The sequence below is a fragment of the Rufibacter sp. JT20002 genome, assembly GCF_056491185.1.
Genome location: NZ_JBSZJY010000002.1, coordinates 206,632 through 224,676 on the forward strand (window position 1 = coordinate 206,632; position 18,045 = coordinate 224,676).

An 18,045-nucleotide genomic window follows, 5' to 3' on the forward strand; every position below is an offset into this window, starting at 1 on the left:
AAGCAAAACGTCTCAATTCCACCTCCCCAACTTTGGTATCTTAGAAAAGGCTCTGAAGTGCCTAAAGTTATTCTCCTCCGTCTGCCTCACTTTTTAACCTTTTTATTTGTAAGTGGGTGTAAGAAAAAGTTTAGCATTATAATTATAAATTACTAGTATCCAACGTATAAGTATCTTGGAGACGCCATTGCAAAGGCGTTATAAAAATGAATTGGGTACAACAAGTAGATCGGTGGCAACATGAACACCATCCGGTAGCGTTTGACTACGGGAGAATCCTTCTAGGCCTGTTTATTTTCTATAAAGGCCTAACCTTTATTGCCGACACCTCAGCTTTGGCCGAGATCATCCAGAACAGTCAGTTTCAGTTTGTGGCTTTAGGCTTGGCGCACTATGTGGCCTTTGCCCATTTGGTAGGAGGGTTGCTCATTGCCATCGGGTTGATTACCAGGGTAGCCATCGGGTTCCAGATTCCTATCCTGATTGGGGCCGTTTTCTTCTTTAACCCCGGGCAGGGATTTTTCTCTGTCAACCCCCAGTTTGGCCTTTCCCTGGTGACGCTCATCGCCTTGATTTTCTATTTTGTGGGAGGCTCTGGCTACTATTCAGTGGACCACAAATTTCAGATGAATGAAAAAAGGTTGAATGAGAAAAAGCAGTTGCAGAACAGAGGATAATTGTTGTCACAAATACTGAGGCAGAACTCAATTCTGCGTATACCTTTGCATATTCCTGCAAGGGCACAGTACCTTTGCGCAACATTGTTCTACCCAAACCAGAGGTTCATGCAAAGTCAATTCAACTGGACAACCATCAAAGAATATCAGGAGATACTTTTTCAATTCTATAATGGCATCGCCAAAATAAGCATTAACCGTCCGCACGTGCACAACGCGTTCACGCCGCGCACGGTGGCCGAGATGATTGATGCCATGAATATTTGCCGCGATAACTCAGACATCGGGGTGATAGTTCTAACTGGGGAGGGCGGTAAAGCCTTCTGCTCCGGCGGCGACCAAAGTGTGCGCGGGCATGGCGGGTACATTGGCGAAGACACAGTTCCTCGTCTGAACGTGCTAGACCTGCAGATGCAAATCAGACGTATACCTAAACCCGTTATTGCTATGGTGGCGGGCTGGGCTATTGGTGGCGGCCATGTACTGCACGTGGTGTGTGACCTTTCTATTGCTGCAGAAAATGCACGTTTTGGCCAAACCGGCCCTAAAGTGGGTTCCTTTGATGGTGGCTTCGGAGCCTCTTACCTGGCCCGCATTGTGGGGCAGAAGAAAGCCCGCGAGATCTGGTACCTGTGCGACCAGTACAACGCCCAGGAAGCCTTGGATATGGGCTTAGTGAACAAAGTAGTGCCGTTGGAGAACCTGGAGGAAACCACCGTGGAGTGGTGCCAGAAGATCCTGGAGAAAAGCCCGTTGGCCCTGCGCATGCTCAAAGCCTCTTTCAATGCTGAGTTAGACGGACAGGCTGGGGTGCAGCAATTAGCCGGAGACGCCACCTTGTTGTACTACCTCTCTGATGAGGCAAAAGAAGGCAAGAACGCGTTCCTGGAAAAGCGGAAACCAGATTTCTCTAAGTATCCTAAATTCCCTTGATAAACGCTTGTATCTAAATCTTAGAACATAGACTTAAGCCCTGCCTTACCATTAGGCAGGGCTTTTTTTTGGTTTGACAGCAAACTTTATTCGGTGTAGCTAGTAAGTTTACGTACCAAAGTTTAGCATACAACCTTCATCTATTAGCACCTGACCCATGCCCGACCACCTGCTTCTAAATGGCAAGAAATTCTTCTTAGATGAAATCCAGCATTACTCGTTCAGGGAGAGTATTCCCATTGACGGATATGAGGCAAAAACGCTGGAGTTTTGCAAGAATTGGCTTATGGGTGTACAAGAGTTTCCGGTGCAAACCTCGGGCAGTACCGGTGTACCAAAATTTATGGAACTGCCCCGCGCCCGAATGGAAGCGAGTGCCCAGCGTACCCTTCGCCTCTTTGACCTACAGCCTGAGGACCGGGTGTTGGTATGCATGAACACCGAGTACATTGCTGGCATGATGATGTTGGTGCGGGGTTTGGTAGGAAAGCTGCACATGACCATCATTGAACCCATCGGGAACCCAATGGCCAGTGTAGACCCAGAAGCGGAATTTGATTTTGTAGCCCTGGTGCCTCTTCAGCTGCAAACCATTCTGGAGCAAACCCCCGAGCAGGTAACCCGCCTGAACCAGATGAAAGCCATTCTTTTGGGAGGTGCCCCGGTGGGCAAAGCATTGGAAGAGGCGGTGCAAAGCCTGGAGGTGCCTGTGTATCAAAGCTACGGCATGACAGAGACCATCTCCCACATAGCCGTCCGCCGCCTTAATGGGCCTGAGAAAACAGATTACTACACGGCACCTCCTGAAGTAACCCTAGACCAGGATGAGCGCGGCTGCTTGACCATCTCCGCCGACTTAACCGGAGATGAGACCTTGGTGACCAATGACCTGGTAGAACTGCTGGAGAACAATTCCTTCCGGTGGATAGGTCGCGCCGATAATACCATTAACTCTGGCGGAGTGAAAGTACAGTTAGAAAAAGTGGAAGCGGCTATAGGAGAGGCCCTGGCAGCTTTGGGTATTTCGCGCCGGTATTTCGCGGCTGCCTTGCCGGATGAAGCCCTAGGAGAAAAGCTCATCGCGGTGCTGGAAGGTAGCCCCCTGACCGATGTGGAGGAAACCAATCTCAAAGGAAAACTCAGCGAAAGCCTGACCAAATATGAAATACCTAAACAGTTTGGTTACCTGCCACGCCTGCCTGAAACCGCAACCGGCAAAATTGACCGGCGCGGAGGCATGGCTTTGATTTAAGTTTAAGGGCCTATTTTCTAAAATGTAACTATAGCAAATACGCTTCCTTGGCCCTCTATAAGGGTCAAAGCTAACTCAAGCAGTAATTTCTATAAGGTTGTTTTCGGGGTCCAGTACCACACTTTCATAGTAACCGTCTCCTGTAGTTCTAGGCTCCCCATAGATAATATACCCATCTTGCCTGAGGGTTTCAGTGAGTGCATCTACCTTTTCTTTGCTGCCTACCGACAACGCCAAATGGATCAACCCCAAGTTTTGCAGATCCACCCTGTTCTTGTTATCCGGTACATCAGGCCGATGCATGATTTCTAAGCGGGCACCTTCAGAAAAGCTCAGAAAGTAAGAAGTAAAGTTTTTAGTTGGGTTGTGGTAACGGTCATTGGCAGTTGCCTGAAAGTACTTTGTGTAAAACTCCTTCATTTGCTCCAGGTCTCGTACCCAAATGGCCACATGTTCTATTTTCATGACGGTTGTAAAATTAAATTTTATGAAATAACGCCAAGTATCCTGTCTACTAACCTTGCTAAGTACAACTTTTTCGTTGATATAAAGGTGAAAATTATTTTATTATATTGTTAATCAGGTAGTTGTTGATAAAGAGGTTTGTTCAGTTATAAAATCTTTTCTTTTTTCAACAGAAACCGTATTAAGAGCATAATTCCCTTAGTACTTCACCTTTTATGAAAAGATTTTTATCCCTGTCGTGCCTTTGCCTAGCTTCTTCTTTCCTGTTTTCCTGCGAAAAAGAAGAGGTGGAACCTACCTTTTTAGCAGCCTCGGTGTCTGAGGCTAGGAGTTCTGAATGTATTAATTTTTCCTACTTCAATAAAATTTCGGGTACCATTCATTTTGGGCAGGCATACGGAGAACGGATACTGGTAGGCTTTTCAGAAGGGATGTCATTACAAGCTCGTCAACAGGTTATGGGTAGATTTCCGCAGTTTCATAGCATAGAAGGTGAAGTAGCCCTTGACTCAGGTATCTTAACCGTGGTGCGACTGGTAGCCTCTTCTACCTGCAATGATGCAGAAAAAATCGGTTTAAGGCTATTAAAGGAAAATTCGGTCACTTATGTGGCTCCTTTCTTTGCGCCCAACTCCACTGCCCCAGATGAACCCCTTACCGGCTTATCTAATGAGTTCATGGTCTCCATTGAAGGAAGCGGAACCTACCAGCAGTTAGAGCAATTGATGGCGAGAACCCGAACCAAACTGGTTTTTTCGTTCACAGAGGACATTCACGTATTGAAAGCCGATAAAAACTCTGCCGGAACGGTGCTGGAGATTTGCACTCTCTTCAACCAGCAGCCCCATATTACGGTTGCCGAGCCAAACCTGGTCTTCCATATGCCAGCGGGTGGTTCAGCAGGGAATGAAGGAATCTACGGAACCTCAAAAACAAAGGGCAAAGGATCTTTCAAGGCCATGAAGAAAGCGAAGGCAACTAAAAAATAACTCAATCCTTTACTCGCAGCAATGTCCTTAAATGCCTAAGCAAGGTATTCAAGGACATTGGTTTTTGAAGCATATAGGTTATCAAAAGGAATATTAGCACTGTTCACCAATTCTGAAAGACTGTGATCTTGTGATTTTTACCCCAAATCCTAGAAGATATGGATTCATAGTTGGGCAGGGAAAAGCCTGTTGGTTGATTTAAACGTCTTTTCCTGAAAACAGGGGCAAAACAGTGGGGGAGAACCAAACAAAAACCGCCTTCAGGATAGGAAAAAATCCTTTTTTGGTTAACTTTGCCCGATATACGACCTTATCCAAACCTACTATATCGGATGAAATTCATTGTATCTTCTACGGCGCTGCTCAAGCAGCTTACTAGCATCAACGGGGTAGTGGCCAACAACCCAGTGGTGCCGATTTTGGAGAACTTCTTGTTTGAGATCAACGAAGGTGTCCTGACCATCACAGCAAGTGATTTGGAGACTTCCATGATCACGGAGATACACGTGGAAGCCCGTGAAAACGGCCGCATCGCTGCCCCAGCCCGTATCCTGATAGATACTTTGAAAAACCTGCCAGATCAGCCGGTGACGTTCACCATTGACGAGGAGACCTATACCATTGAGATCAGTTCGTCTAACGGTCGGTATAAGCTTTCTGGCGAGAATGCCACCGATTTCCCTAAAGTACCAGTGGTACGTGGGGGCAATGCCATTGAGATTCCGTCTAATGTGCTGAGCCGCGCCATCAATAAAACCATCTTCGCGGTGAGCAATGATGAGTTGCGTCCTGCTATGACGGGTATCTTTGTGCAATTGAATAGCGGCAACATCACGTTTGTGGCCACAGACGGACACCGCCTGCTGCGTTACCGCCGCCAGGATGTGAGCAGCGACAACGCCGCTTCCATCATCATCCCTAAAAAAGCTTTTAACCTATTGAAGTCTACGTTGCCTAACGAAGCAACTGCCGTAAGGGTAGAGTTCAACAACTCCAATGCATTCTTCAGCTTTGATAACATTAGAATGATTTGCCGCCTCATTGACGAGCGCTACCCAGATTATGAGAATGTAATTCCAGCGCAGAACCCTAATAAGTTGGTGATTGACCGCTACGATTTCCTGAGCTCGGTGAAACGTATCTCTATCTACTCAAACAAAACCACGCACCAGGTACGTCTGCGCATCACGGGCAGCGAGTTGCAGATTTCCGCTGAGGATCTGGACTTCTCGAACGAAGCCAATGAGCGCCTCACTTGCCAGTATGACGGAGAGGACATGGAAATTGGCTTCAATGCGAAATTCCTGACAGAGATGCTGAGCAACATTGACTCTGATGAAATTTCCCTAGAGCTTTCCACGCCAAACCGCGCCGGCTTACTGATGCCATCCACCAATGATGAGGATGAAAGCATTTTGATGTTGGTGATGCCAGTAATGCTGAACAACTACGTGTAAGGTCTACAAATACACCCAAAAAGCAGAAGCCCGGCCAGAATCAAATCTGGCCGGGCTTCTGCTTTTTGGACCGGTGGTTTAGAAAATGAAAGCAGGATGCTAAAAGAACTGCTGGTAATGTTTATTTATAGTAGAATTCAGTTACTTAGGCTAAAATGAAATGTCTTATTTTAGAGCCACTTGTTTGAAAATTGCCCCAAAATAGGACGGCGGAAGAAAAGCCCGAGGAGCAAGCCGCAGAACTCCAAAAAACATTTTTACCTTTGTGCTTTGTAAGAAACGCCAGTGGCGTGAAAGCCCATGAAACAAATGAAAAAATCAGAGATACACTTCAGCATTGCCTTAGATGATCAGCGCATCCCAGAGGCCATCAGTTGGACCGCTACCGATGCCGGTACTGATATTCACTTCGCCAAAGCCATCAACATCTCTCTTTGGGACCGCAATGACTCAGGAACCATGAAGATTGACCTCTGGACCAAAGATATGCCTGTTGATGAGATGAAATACTTCTACATAGACACGATTGGAGCCATGGCCCAAAGCATAGAGACCGCCACGAATGATAAACTGATGGCCGAGAAAATGCGCAGCCTTTGCCAGGAACTGATGCAGCACGTTGAGGAGCAGCAAAAGCGGAACGCCGCGCAAAACCCTCAATAATTTGCCTTGATTGTTATCAATAAAAAAAGCCGCTTGAGAAAGCGGCTTTTTTTATTGATAACGTATTTTTAGTTTCTAGGGGAAGCTTCTTTAATGACGGCTGTCTCGGGTTGGGAGAACGTACGCTTAGCGCTGGCTTTGTCCTGAGCGATCAGGGCTTTGGCAGCCTTGCCGTTTTCTTTCTGCAACTGTAAGGCATACTCCCGGTCATAGGAGTTCAGCGACTTACGGGAGCCGTAGTATTGAGAGTACTGGGCGGTGCTCAAAATGCGCTCCAGAGCCAAGTCACGCTCTTTACAAACCCCATTAATGCATTTCTCTAATTCAGCAGGGTTGTTAGCGTATTTCGTCTCAAAATTGATCATTTTTTGAGCGTTGGCCAGATTAAGCTCCCTCAGTTTACGAGCCTGATAATTGTTCAGCTGTAAATCCCGAATCATCTTGTCGGAAAGGTTCTTGGCGCGTTGTTCGGCAGTGCCTCCGGTTTGGGCGAAGGAAGCCACAGAAACACATAAAACAAGGGCTAAGCTATACACTAATCTTTTCATGGTCGTTCAGTTTTGAGAGTTACTACACAATTCCTGTGCCATCTATTTTAGAACAAAACCGATAGCAAAAAAGTTGGCGCTATGTTAAAAATGAACGTGCCAGCCACCAGTTTGTTTTGCTGAAACCCAATTAAAAAGGCCTGAAAACTAAGTTCTTGGCGTACTACAAGGGTAATGTAAAATTTATACAAACCTTGGTCAAACGCGCCCTGAAAGTAGAAAAAGTCTAAAATTTATTCTTCCACATCATAGACTCCACCGGGTACACAGAGCGTTGGTTGTACTTGGCGTTTGCCTTTTGGTTGTAATAATTTTCAATACCCCCATTCACCACAAAATAGATCAATTGCCCTATAGGCATATTGTGGTACACGCGCACTTTCTGGCTTACTGAGATCTCCAGGGTCCAGTGGTTACAGAACCCTACATCGCCTTTGCCCGCGGTGGCATGAATGTCAATGCCTAACCGGCCAACGCTTGATTTGCCTTCCAGAAAGGGAACATGAGCGTGGGTCTCAGTGTACTCCTCGGTTACTCCCAGATACAATCTGCCAGGTTCCAGAATGTAGCCTTCCTCCGGAATCTCAAAAACTTCAATCTGGTTGTGTTTACGGGCATCCAATACCTCGTCTTTGTAGAACGCCAGGTACTTGCCTAAATGCACGTCATAGGAGTTAGTCCCCAAGCAGGTGCGGTCATATGGTTCAATCAGGATAGTGCCTTTTTCTATCTCTTCCAGAATCTGACGGTCGGTGAGAATCATGCGGATGTAGTGCTTAGATTAAGCCTGCAAGGTACACGTAAAATCCGGTTCTTGCCATTGGAGTTACTAGCCGAAAAGGGCTTTAGGTATGTTTTATAGAAATAAACCAAAAAACACCGGCGTGCTCCCTTTTACAGGACCTACACCGGTGTTTCTGACTTATATTCTAAGGCTAATTGCTCTCTGAAGAAAACAGCCGAGCCTTATTTAGCTTTGGCTTGACCTTTCTTGTTTGATGGGGCGGAATACTGTTTAATCAGCTCCCGGCTTTTCAGACCAGACGGCTTCATATCAGACTCTTTCCAGTTGCCAGTGGCCGAAGCAGAGGGGAGAAGGATGGAGCAGGTCTCGTTTTTGTCTGAGACAGACCAGGTCACCCAACTAATTTTATGCTGCTCAGCCCAGTCTATCCATTTCTTCCATTCGGCTTCATTCAACGGACCGTCCCCGGTAGCTTCCATCCCCGCCGATTCTGAAATGAACAGAGGCAGACCTTTGCGCAAGGCGTAATCTCCGCGGTCCCGCAGTTCTTGCTTGTGAGTGGCGGCGTAGAAGTGCAGCGTGTACATGAGGTTGCTTTCCCCTTTGATAGGATCATCGGCGGCTATGTGCACGTCCTGGTCCCAGTGCGGAGTACCCACCAGAATAATATTGTCAGGGTCAATAGCTCTGATGGTTTTGATAAGTTCCTCTGAATAGGCTTTCACTTGCGGCCAGGTCTCTTCATCGGGCTCGTTGAAGATCTCGTAGATTACATGCGGATTCTTGCCGTAAGTTTGGGCCATTTCGGTGAAGAAGGCTTTGGCCTCAGGCAGGTTGATATTGTGGCTGTGCCAGTCAATGATGACGTAAATGTTTTCTTTGATGGCGCCATCCACTACAGCCTTAACCTTCTCTTTAGACCACTCAGGTTTTTGCAAGTAACCGTCTTTGGGCTCAATGCCCATGGCCGCCCTGATCACGTTTATTTTGAAATCCTTCTTTAACCAGCTTACCGTTTGGGGAGTGTAAAATCGGGGCCAGAAATTGTGCCATCCAAAGCTCATTCCCCTGAGCACAACAGGCTGACCGGCTTTGTCTACCAATTGGATGCCTTCTACGCGTAAAGCGCCGTGTTCTTTCACCGCCTGGGCGGAAACTCCAAAACTGCCTCCTACCAAAAGCAGGGCAGGGATGATCTTCTTAAGCGACATAGTTGTATTTGAGGTGAAACTCAAAGAAACTGATTTAAAGCAGGCAAGGCATAACACTTCTTTAGCAATTCTTTGACTTAAACAGAACAGCCAAAAGTTGTCCCACTTTCAGGCTTCAACAGTTAGCTATTTAAGATCGTTTTGTAAAAAGAAGCTTTAAAAGGTTTAAATAAACTAAACCTTTCACGAGTGTTTTGGCCAGCGGTTGTAACCAATGGCAGGATCATTAGATTTGAAAGCCCTTATAAATTCAATCTCCTTTAAGGTGATTTCCTGCACCGAGGCTTCTTCAGATTGCCATAAAATTTCGCGCCGAACCGTAAAATCCATTCTCTGCTCTCTTGTAAAATCTTGAGAGATCAGCTCACTGTTGGCACTGCCGAAGTAGTTTATGTCATCTGTCCGGTCCTGTCCAATATAGATTTTACCGTTCGGGTAAGTGATTTTGTAGATGACTTTCACTTTAGAAGTGGTTTTTCTGTTTGTTGGCAGAAGGGCTTTATTTTTTTATAGCAAACTTCCAATCATCCGTGCGGAAGGGGACAGCGGGTAAGCCATCTTTATTGATGAGGTTGCACTCGGGGTTATCTGCCCAAGCGTAGCGTACCGCCACCGGGTTCTTTACTTTCTCAGAACTGACAATTACCGAATTTCCATCTTGTACGGCAGTAGCCCAATAGAACTTCTGGTCAGGACCTGCAATTGCAAACCCTTTGATGGAGCCATTGTCTTTCGTTGTCAACCCTGCACCTGTCTCGGTGAATTGAATCTTTACTTTGTCGCCTTCTATGGTATGGCTCTGGTACATGGGACCGTACGCCTGCACAGGCTTTTGGTAAGCCAGTTTCTTGGCCACCAACGCCAATCGTCTGCCTACCTCTTGCTTGTTTTTGGGGTGAATATTGTCTGCCTCTCCTAGGTCAATGATGGAAGCCATGCCGGTATTTGGCTGGGCCAAGGTCATGGTCTGGGCTTCACGCAGGGCTGCCCATTCGCTTTCCGATGGTTCCGGCTGGGTTTTCATGTAATTGGCCAGTTGCACGTACAGAAACGGGAAGTAGCCCTGCTGCCACCTGATGCGCCAATCACTAATTAACATGGGAAACAAAGTTCTGTAATCAGAAGCAGCAGATACGTTGTTTTCGCCCTGGTACCAAATGGCTCCTTTCAAGCCATAAGGGATGATCGGATTGATCATAGCGTTATAAAGGTAGGTAGGATACTGGTGGTAATTTTGGATGGTTGGAATGGTAGGTTCCAGGTCTTTCTTGTATTTCCAGGAACCCGCCAGGCTTACTTTGGAAGAACCATCGGTAATAAACATTTCCTCAGCGGGTGGGTTGAAGCCGCCGCCCGTCCAGAGAAACGCCATTCTTACCGCAACTACATTTTTGCCCTGTTTTACCAAATTGGCCGGAATACGGTAATGGTGCGTGGGGTTTGCATTCCAGACATTCTTGGCAATCTCTTTGCCGTTGAAGTACAAGGAATAGTTCATCTCGGGATGGCCCAGGTGGAGGGTTACTTCTTTGCCGGCCATATGGGAAGGGAGGCTAATTGTTTTTCTGAGCCAAACCATGCCTTCATAGCCGGGCATGTTCAGGTCCTTGAGGGTGGCAGGCATGCTTATCTCCGGCCATTTGGCATCGTTAAACTTAGGGTTGGGAATAGCCTTTTCTATTTTGGAAGGCGCTTTATACACGATTTCCCAAAAACGGACCAAATCCAGACTGTCTTTGATAAAGTATTTTGCCGTCACCGAATCGTTTTGAAGAACCCTTGTCCGCGTGATAGGAGAGGAAAGTAATTGCTCCCGACTAGTCCAGGCTTCAACGGGGGTGCCTCCCCAGGTAGCCTGTAGAATGCCAATGGGCACGTTCAGGTCCGCGTGTAACTCCTTGGCAAAATAATACGCCACCGCCGATGTTTCTTTCACGGTAACGGAATCTGCCGCTTTCCAGGAGCCGCCAATGACATCTTGCTGCGGATAGGTTTTCATAGCATGAGGTACGTTGAAATACCGGATGGCCGGGTACTTCGCATTTTTTATCTCCGCGTCGGCGTTCATGGCCTGCTGCACCTGCCACTCCATGTTGGACTGCCCAGAGGCGAGCCACACATCGCCAATCAACACGTCTTTGAAGGTCATCACCGGTTGAGATTGGTCTCCTTCATACACCTTCATTTGGTACGGACCTCCCGCTGGAATCTGGGGCATATGCACCATCCACTTTCCATCTGGTCCGGCACTTGTTTTAAGACGATTGCCACCCAGTTCCACGGTTACCTGGCTCCTAGAAGTAGACGTACCCCAAACCGGTATAGGCAACCCTCTCTGCAGGACCATGTGATCACTAAATACCTTTGGTAAACGAACTTGTGCAAACCCCAAGAAAGGAGTAGCTAGTAAAGTGAAGGTAAAAGCAAATCTTACTAGCAGGAGGGGCAAGTAAATCCTTCTTATTTTCAGTGGAATTTTCATGTATTCAATAAAAAGCAAAGGCGAACATCAAAAGAGTCAAGCTTGGATAGGGTGGGGCAGACCAATTGAGGTTTATGGAAAGGGTGTAATTTACAAATACAGCAGCTATCCAAATTTTAAAAAGGCGGGATAATCCGTTTTATCAAAATTCTATTATTAAGGAAGATAAGGGTAGTTGAAAAGGTGAAATCTTTTTCTTTGGCTAGTCCTGAAGGCAGAAACTTTCGGTTTGCGGGCTTCTAAAAACCTACACTTTCAGTGAGCCTCTGAATCCTCTGGCGGCATAGTAAGATTCAGCGCCATTGTGGTAAATGAATACCTGTCCGTACCGGTAATCGCCGAAGATGGCTCCTCCTTGTTCTCTGATGCTTGATGGGGTTACGATCCAACTGGATGTTTTTGTGTCAAACTTTCCAAGGTTCTGCAATTCGCGATACTGCTCCTCGGTTAATAGCTCAATCCCCATTTCTGCCGCCATGCCAACCGAGCTATGTCGGGGTTTATTCTCTTTTCTGGATTCAAGGGCTTCGGGGTCATAACAAATGCTTCTGCGGCCTTTTGGGGTTTCGGCAGAGCAGTCATAGAAGAGGTATTCGCCAGTGGCAGCATCTAGGCCAACCACATCTGGTTCACCGCCGGTTTCTTCCATTTCGTTAAGGGACCACAACTTCTCAGCATTTGCCTCCAGTTTCTTTTGAATATTCCCCCATTCAAGCTCCTTATGTCGGTTCATGTTCTTTTCAAACCGAGTTTGTAGAATGTTGAGTAGTTCTTTGATCCGTTCTGGAGGGAGCATTAGGTTGTTGTTAAATGCGTTTTCCATAGCATTATCTTTCAAGTTGAACTATTGATTAGACCGCTTTAGCCTTGGTTTTAGGACATTTAAGAAGTAGATGGCTGCAAAGAAGAGTTACTATTAAACCTTATATTAAATGGCTTTTTATTTTTGGAATAAGAAACGATCGAAGGGAGTTTTACTCTTCTAATACACGCCTTAAGTAATTTATTTGGCCTAAATGGTAGGAAAGATGAGCTATTAGATGAATCAGAAAGTATCTATTTGTCATGGGATACCCTAATGCCTCTTCTGTATGAAGCAGATCGAAATCCTCGATCTGCATCTGGTTTAGAGTTTTCAAGACAATCTCTTTTGTTTCATCAATCTGATGTACTAAGCTTATGGTTGGAATTTCTTTTAAACTGAATTCCGCGTCACGATCCCTTACATAATCATGACCACCGATATTCTTTCCAATATAGGTTTTTAGGTTTCCAATAAGATGTAAACACAGGTTTCCAGCTGAATTTGTTATACCGCCTTTGGTTTTCCAAACATTATCACTTTGCCGAAAAGCCTCCATCTCAGCTTTCAATCTATTAAGGTCTCGGGTATAGATCTTTATAAGTTCGGCTTTCATGCAAATGGATCTTCTCGTGATTTATAACTCTTTTATAGTTTAAAGGCTAAACTGCGGAAGAGGTTTTCGGGTGAGGCTGGCGTTTAGCTGTTGTTGTGCTTAGTGCTTTTTTATTATTTCCTGCATTTTATATAGGTGATTAAAGTTCTCATATTCATCGTAGACTGAATCAATCACATTCGTAAAGTCTGCCTCAAATGAAATCAGGTAATAACCATTCAAACTCCGCTTATCAAGGCTAGAGTCAGCTAAGAAAACAAATGTTCTGTTTGATAAAGAGTCAATAAAATAATTATTTTCCCAGTCCTTGTTATGGAAAGTATGATGTCCAATCACTGAGTCATTGTTTATGAATGTGACGTCATAATATTCTCCTGCAAAGTCTCCATTGTAGGTCACTTTATATTCAAGGGATCTATTCTTTGAAAATAAAATTTCTCCTGAGGTGTTAATTGGTCCGAAAGCTAACCATAGGAACAGCGGAATGGAAATGAGTATCAGCCCGAGAATGCCGATTATTATTGAAAAGCCTTTAATAATTGATTTTTTTTCCATTTCAAATTAAGCACAACGGTCTTGTGTAAACGACGTTGAGGCCGTCGGCCGAAGCTGATTTTTACACGTTGTTGTGCAAAGTAACTCTTAATTTTTCCTGACATTGTAGGACTGTTCTTTCTGGTCTTTACCAAAGGGGAGCCCATTGATTATTGGGATGATAAACGGCTTCATGGTTTTGTCACAGGTAAAGCTGACTTTTAAGGAAATCTTATTTATCTCGTAGATTGACTTAATTTTTTGTAAAGACCAGAGTGAATACGTATCGTGGTTGCTATCATACTCTGTATCCTTCTTGTTGGGAGAGACGAGTTCCAGCACTGGGTTTGAAAATGGGCAGGTAAGCTCTGGAAGCGGCTTGTCAGATAAAAGATTGATGTTGTACCGCTGACCGCTCCCATAGGAGACCGTAATCCTGCCAAGGGCCGTTCTATAGTCAAAGTTGCTGTCACTGTAGGCAAAGTAAAGCACGGTTTCATTGTTAGGGATTGAGGCTGTTACAACCTTGTCAGAGCCTTCAATTATCTCCTGGTTTCTGTAATCGAAGAGCTTTACTTTGGCAAGTCCTGTGCAGCATGCGTATTTTATGGTTTTGTAGAAACCACTGTGGAACTCTATATCATCACATTCATGCTTGGCCGATAGGGCAACTTCAGAGGGATTGTCAAGTGGGCTTAAGGTCAACTCTATAGTTCTGTCTTGACCTTCACGTCCTAGTGTGACCGTAGTGGAGGACTTAAGTTTGGCTAGGTACTGCTGATACTCGCGGTTTGGAAGTTGGGCATACTGCACCCTATAGTTTGTCTCCAATGTGCTGTAGCTGCTTGCTCCGTCCTTATCTCTTCTTACCTGAACCGACGCCTCTCCAATTTCTTTGTAAAGGTTGTCAATACTCTGTGCCAAGCTGAATTGGTTTACCAACAGCAAAAAGAAAGGGATAATCAGCTTTTTCATAAATTTTATTTTGCACCTAACGGTCTCGTGTAAACAGCGTGCAAGGCCGTCGGCTGTGGCATGCTGTTTACACGAGACCGTTAGGCAATGATATTTTTCATTTTTACTTTTTCAGGCCAGAATTTTAAACATAATAAGGTTCAAACAGACGCCCACTGGGTCTTTTGGGTAAGAGATTAAAATCCTGAAGGTTCTTGATAAAATGGTCTCTGCAAAGAGCGCTTGCCCTTAGAGAAGGCCTATTACAGCTTTCTTTGCTGCATAATTTTTCTGAATCTACAAGACTATTCTTTTCAAAGTACTCACTCATTAATGCAGAGTAAATCAACATCTGGTCAGGCTGCATATAAGGTTCAGCTTTCCAGTCCTCTATGCCAATAGCTGGGACTTTAATTAAATATTCTTTATTACCCCAGTTCCATGCCCTGTTACTTTGCCAGAATTGGTGACAGTTTGAACATTGGTAAAGCTGCTGACCTTGCAAGGTTTCTGATTTTAGTTCGAGTCCTTTTTTGATTCCTTTACTTTCCTTGACCCTTTTACTTATTTCATCCCGTGTTAATTCGATAGGCTGATACTTGTCACAAGAGCAAGTACTGGAACTTCTAGATGAAATATTAAAATTCAAAAAGTTCATTTATTTGTTTTTTACTATTGCCTAACTTCCGGATAAATCAACACCTAAGGTTATCTGCCTTATACATGTAGTGCTACGGGCTTACAGCAAATCTAGCATCTCTTTTTCGATGCGTTTAGGGCGCATGGTTTGAGCATCCAGTAGGCACCAGGTGGTTTTGGCTGCTGCCAGCAAGTCCTGGGTGCCGGCCCGGTATAAGCTCACGAAGCGCTCAAACTTGGCGCCTTGGTGCTCGCTAACCCAGGTATGGCCTGTGATGGTATCCTCTTTAAAAGCCGGCTTGTGGAAGTCTATTTCGTGCCGAAGCACCACCCACAAGTATTTTTCCTGCATGGAAAGAGGAGCCACGTGTGCCCAGTGCGCGGCTGATACATCTTGGACCCAGCGCAGGTACACCACATTGTTCACATGACCCAGCGCATCAATGTCGTCTTGAGCCACCTTTATGTCAATACTGAATCTGCTTACATGTGCTTGCATCTTGGGGAGAGAATGAAAGGGTTTGAGATAGATCAAATATAAAAGGTCTGATGCCAATTCAAAGAAATGGGGGTTAAAACACCTAACCCTTTTCCGTCGAAAATTGGGGGGAACTAGTCTTCTTGAATGAAATTCAATGACCTAAGCCCTGATACTAGACATACCGCCATCCACTTTTAAGATTTGACCCGTTACCCAAGCGGCTTTGTCAGAGAGAAGGAAAGCTGCCATTTGGGCAAGGTCCTGTGGGGTGCCAAGCTTTTTCAAGGGATGCCGTTGTGCGTTGGCTTGAATTTTTTCCGGGGTGTTCAGGTACTTTGAGGCCAAGGGAGTGTCTGTCAAGGATGGGGCAATGGCGTTCACCCGAATAGTAGGCGCTAGTTCGGCCGCCAAAGCTCTGGTCAATCCTTCAATTGCGCCCTTGGAAACGGCAACCTGGGTGTGAAAACTAAATCCGGTCTGAACGGCCACCGTGGAAAACAGCACAATGGAGGCGCTTGCCGCCGCTTTCAAGTTAGGCAAGATGGTTTGCAGCACCTGAATGGCCCCGTTCACCTGTAACTGGAAATCATCCAGAAAATCAGAGGGTTTAATGCGGTGGAAAGGAAGCAGGTTGATACTTCCCGGACAATAAACCACTCCATCCAGCACCGTTGGTAAATAAGAGAAGTCTGGTTTTTCTTCCAGTACATTCAGGTGATGATACTCCAGGGTAGGGGACTGTGAAGAAACCGGATGTTGGTGGTAGGTGGCATACACCTGAAGCCCTTCCTGAACGAGAAGTTGGGCCAACTCCTTTCCTATGCCCGATGAGCCTCCAATGATTAAATAATTTTTCATGCTGCTGTTTTCTGGTGGTTTTAAGGTTTACCAACAGGAAACAGGTAATCGATTCACAAGTTTTCTCTTGCTTCTGAGTTAAGCAGAACCAAGTTGTTGAAGGTATTCTGTTTTAGGGCGAAAACTGCAAACTGTGTCAATAACCAAAACTTTACTCCAGCACCAAAGCCACAATGCAGAAAACGTCCACAATGAGCAGGGGCCAGGTGACATCTTCCCGTTTGCCGGTAATTAGTTTCAAGGCCGTCCAGGAAAGGAATCCCCAGATGATGCCTTGGGTGATGGAGTAGGAGAAAGGAATGAGCACCATCGCCAGGAAAGCCGGGATGGCTTCATCCAGTTGCTGCCAGTTAATTTTAGTGACCGGCCTAACCATAAAAACGCCCACCAGCACCACGGCCGGGGCAGTGGCAATAGCCGGAATCACAGACAGCAAAGGAGCCAGAAACAAAAAGGGAAGGAACAGCAAGGCGCCTACTACCGCAGTAAGTCCTGTTCGGCCCCCGGCCTCAATCCCCACCGCCGATTCTATGTAGGCCGTGCCGGGGCTGGAACCTACCAAACCCGCCATAGTGGTGGCAATGGCGTCTACCATGAGCGAGCGTTTCACGTTTCGGGGCTCACCGCGCTCATCCAGCAAATTCGCTGCTTCGGCCAAACCAACCAGCGTGGAGAGGCTGTCAAACATATCGGTGAAGACAAAGGCGAAGATCACCGGCACCACGGCCCATTGAAGTGAGTTTACCAGGTCTAATTTGAAAAACAAACTAAAATCAGGGGCCGCAAAGATTCCCTGCCAGTTGATCAAAGTGGCCGCGGCACCGGTTTCCACTCCCCACCAACGGCCAATGGGGTAGGCCGCCAGGGTGGTGAACAAAATTCCTATCAAAATACCTCCTTTCACCTGTTTGGTGACCAGCACCGCCGTCACCAGTAAACCCGCCAGAAAAGTAAGCACCGCCGGAGTCAAAGCCCCAATCCCGATGATGGTAGCCGGATTGGCTACAATGAATTTGGCATTGGAAAACCCGATGAGCGAGATAAACAGACCGATTCCTGCCGCAATGGCGTACCGCAATGGCCGCGGAATGGCCTTGATAATGTAGGTTCTAACGTTGAACGCCGAGAGCAGCAGAAAAACAATGCCCGACCAGAAAACCGCACCCAACGCCACCGGCCAGGGCACCTTCATGCCCAGCACCGCAGTGAACGTAAAGAAAGCGTTCAATCCCATGCCCGGAGCCACCAGAATAGGGTTCTTGGCGTAAAGACCCATCATCAGGCTGCTGAAGAAGCAAACCAGAACCGTGGCCGTGAGTACCGCCGAAAAGGGCATACCAGCCTGGCTTAGGATGCTGGGGTTCACCACAATAATGTACGAAGTGGCCAGAAAAGAGGAAATTCCGGCGATGATTTCGGTTTGGATGGTGGTTCCGTTTTTCCTCAGTTCAAAAAAGGAGGTCATGGGTGGAGGTTTAGTGAATGCCTTTCAATGTCTACTAGATTGGCCCGTTTTAGATGCAGTTATCGAAAAAGACCCTTTAAAGGCGAAATTAACAATTGATTGCTCCTGCAAAGCCTATAAAATCTAAGAAGCCGGCACCCCGTCTAAGCAGAGGCTCGTAGGTAACTTTAATTGGAGGGAGTCTCCCGAGATTTTCTGTAATCACATTTTTCATCACCATTAACGAAAGATTTATGCAAGCGCCCCAAAGATCCTGGCTTAGTCATCCCACTAA

The 18,045-nt window shown here is 46.1% G+C and carries 20 protein-coding genes; 6 read left to right on the plus strand and 14 right to left on the minus strand.

Going from position 1 to position 18,045, the window contains the following annotated elements:
- Positions 1–206: 206 nt before the first annotated feature.
- From ACW9SV_RS10310 to ACW9SV_RS10320, 3 genes are all read left to right on the plus strand, one after another.
- Complete coding sequence (locus ACW9SV_RS10310) at positions 207–677, plus strand: DoxX family protein (protein WP_479556679.1); 471 nt, start codon at positions 207–209, stop codon at positions 675–677.
- Positions 678–785: 108 nt separating this feature from the next.
- Complete coding sequence (menB, locus tag ACW9SV_RS10315) at positions 786–1,610, plus strand: 1,4-dihydroxy-2-naphthoyl-CoA synthase (protein WP_479556680.1); 825 nt, start codon at positions 786–788, stop codon at positions 1,608–1,610.
- Positions 1,611–1,767: 157 nt separating this feature from the next.
- Positions 1,768–2,862 (plus strand): AMP-binding protein, encoded by a 1,095-nt coding sequence (locus ACW9SV_RS10320; protein WP_479556681.1) that lies wholly within the window; start codon positions 1,768–1,770, stop codon positions 2,860–2,862.
- Positions 2,863–2,937: 75 nt separating this feature from the next.
- Here ACW9SV_RS10320 and ACW9SV_RS10325 read toward each other — a convergent pair whose 3' ends face one another.
- Positions 2,938–3,327: a VOC family protein gene (locus ACW9SV_RS10325; RefSeq protein WP_479556682.1), complete on the minus strand. Its 390-nt coding sequence runs from the start codon at positions 3,325–3,327 to the stop codon at positions 2,938–2,940.
- Between the two features lie 215 nt (positions 3,328–3,542).
- On the opposite strand from ACW9SV_RS10325, the gene ACW9SV_RS10330 reads away from it, so the two are divergent.
- From ACW9SV_RS10330 to gldC, 3 genes are all read left to right on the plus strand, one after another.
- Positions 3,543–4,316: a hypothetical protein gene (locus tag ACW9SV_RS10330; protein ID WP_479556683.1), complete on the plus strand. Its 774-nt coding sequence runs from the start codon at positions 3,543–3,545 to the stop codon at positions 4,314–4,316.
- A gap of 332 nt (positions 4,317–4,648) precedes the next feature.
- Positions 4,649–5,773 carry a DNA polymerase III subunit beta gene (gene dnaN / locus ACW9SV_RS10335; RefSeq protein ID WP_479556684.1) on the plus strand — a complete coding sequence of 375 codons (1,125 nt, stop codon included), beginning with the start codon at positions 4,649–4,651 and terminating at the stop codon, positions 5,771–5,773.
- A gap of 300 nt (positions 5,774–6,073) precedes the next feature.
- Positions 6,074–6,436: a gliding motility protein GldC gene (gene gldC / locus ACW9SV_RS10340; RefSeq protein WP_377163097.1), complete on the plus strand. Its 363-nt coding sequence runs from the start codon at positions 6,074–6,076 to the stop codon at positions 6,434–6,436.
- 68 nt (positions 6,437–6,504) lie between these two features.
- On the opposite strand, the gene ACW9SV_RS10345 is transcribed toward gldC, so the two are convergent.
- The 13 genes from ACW9SV_RS10345 to ACW9SV_RS10405 form a co-directional block, all read right to left on the minus strand.
- Positions 6,505–6,984 (minus strand): hypothetical protein, encoded by a 480-nt coding sequence (locus tag ACW9SV_RS10345; RefSeq protein WP_479556685.1) that lies wholly within the window; start codon positions 6,982–6,984, stop codon positions 6,505–6,507.
- Between the two features lie 226 nt (positions 6,985–7,210).
- Positions 7,211–7,747 carry a dCTP deaminase gene (gene dcd, locus ACW9SV_RS10350; protein WP_479556686.1) on the minus strand — a complete coding sequence of 179 codons (537 nt, stop codon included), beginning with the start codon at positions 7,745–7,747 and terminating at the stop codon, positions 7,211–7,213.
- A 203-nt stretch (positions 7,748–7,950) separates the two neighbouring features.
- Positions 7,951–8,940: a glycoside hydrolase family 5 protein gene (locus ACW9SV_RS10355; protein WP_479556687.1), complete on the minus strand. Its 990-nt coding sequence runs from the start codon at positions 8,938–8,940 to the stop codon at positions 7,951–7,953.
- 183 nt (positions 8,941–9,123) lie between these two features.
- Positions 9,124–9,402 carry a GIY-YIG nuclease family protein gene (locus ACW9SV_RS10360; protein WP_479556688.1) on the minus strand — a complete coding sequence of 93 codons (279 nt, stop codon included), beginning with the start codon at positions 9,400–9,402 and terminating at the stop codon, positions 9,124–9,126.
- Between the two features lie 37 nt (positions 9,403–9,439).
- Positions 9,440–11,287, minus strand: a complete 1,848-nt coding sequence (locus ACW9SV_RS10365; protein ID WP_479556689.1) for a sialate O-acetylesterase — start codon at positions 11,285–11,287, stop codon at positions 9,440–9,442.
- A gap of 382 nt (positions 11,288–11,669) precedes the next feature.
- A complete protein-coding gene (locus ACW9SV_RS10370) occupies positions 11,670–12,245 on the minus strand; it encodes a DUF4256 domain-containing protein (RefSeq protein WP_479556690.1) in 576 nt (191 codons plus the stop codon).
- Between the two features lie 151 nt (positions 12,246–12,396).
- Positions 12,397–12,840 (minus strand): DinB family protein, encoded by a 444-nt coding sequence (locus ACW9SV_RS10375; protein WP_479556691.1) that lies wholly within the window; start codon positions 12,838–12,840, stop codon positions 12,397–12,399.
- Positions 12,841–12,939: 99 nt separating this feature from the next.
- Positions 12,940–13,395, minus strand: coding sequence for a hypothetical protein (locus tag ACW9SV_RS10380; protein WP_479556692.1), 456 nt, complete (start codon positions 13,393–13,395; stop codon positions 12,940–12,942).
- A gap of 87 nt (positions 13,396–13,482) precedes the next feature.
- Positions 13,483–14,298 (minus strand): hypothetical protein, encoded by an 816-nt coding sequence (locus tag ACW9SV_RS10385; RefSeq protein WP_479556693.1) that lies wholly within the window; start codon positions 14,296–14,298, stop codon positions 13,483–13,485.
- Between the two features lie 175 nt (positions 14,299–14,473).
- Positions 14,474–14,986: a hypothetical protein gene (locus ACW9SV_RS10390; RefSeq protein ID WP_479556694.1), complete on the minus strand. Its 513-nt coding sequence runs from the start codon at positions 14,984–14,986 to the stop codon at positions 14,474–14,476.
- Between the two features lie 81 nt (positions 14,987–15,067).
- Positions 15,068–15,466: an acyl-CoA thioesterase gene (locus ACW9SV_RS10395; protein ID WP_479556695.1), complete on the minus strand. Its 399-nt coding sequence runs from the start codon at positions 15,464–15,466 to the stop codon at positions 15,068–15,070.
- A 141-nt stretch (positions 15,467–15,607) separates the two neighbouring features.
- The gene (locus ACW9SV_RS10400) at positions 15,608–16,306 is read right to left on the minus strand and encodes an SDR family NAD(P)-dependent oxidoreductase (protein WP_479556696.1); all 699 of its coding nucleotides are present in this window, start codon (positions 16,304–16,306) and stop codon (positions 15,608–15,610) included.
- A 151-nt stretch (positions 16,307–16,457) separates the two neighbouring features.
- Positions 16,458–17,771 (minus strand): NCS2 family permease, encoded by a 1,314-nt coding sequence (locus ACW9SV_RS10405; RefSeq protein ID WP_479556697.1) that lies wholly within the window; start codon positions 17,769–17,771, stop codon positions 16,458–16,460.
- Positions 17,772–18,045 lie beyond the last annotated feature (274 nt).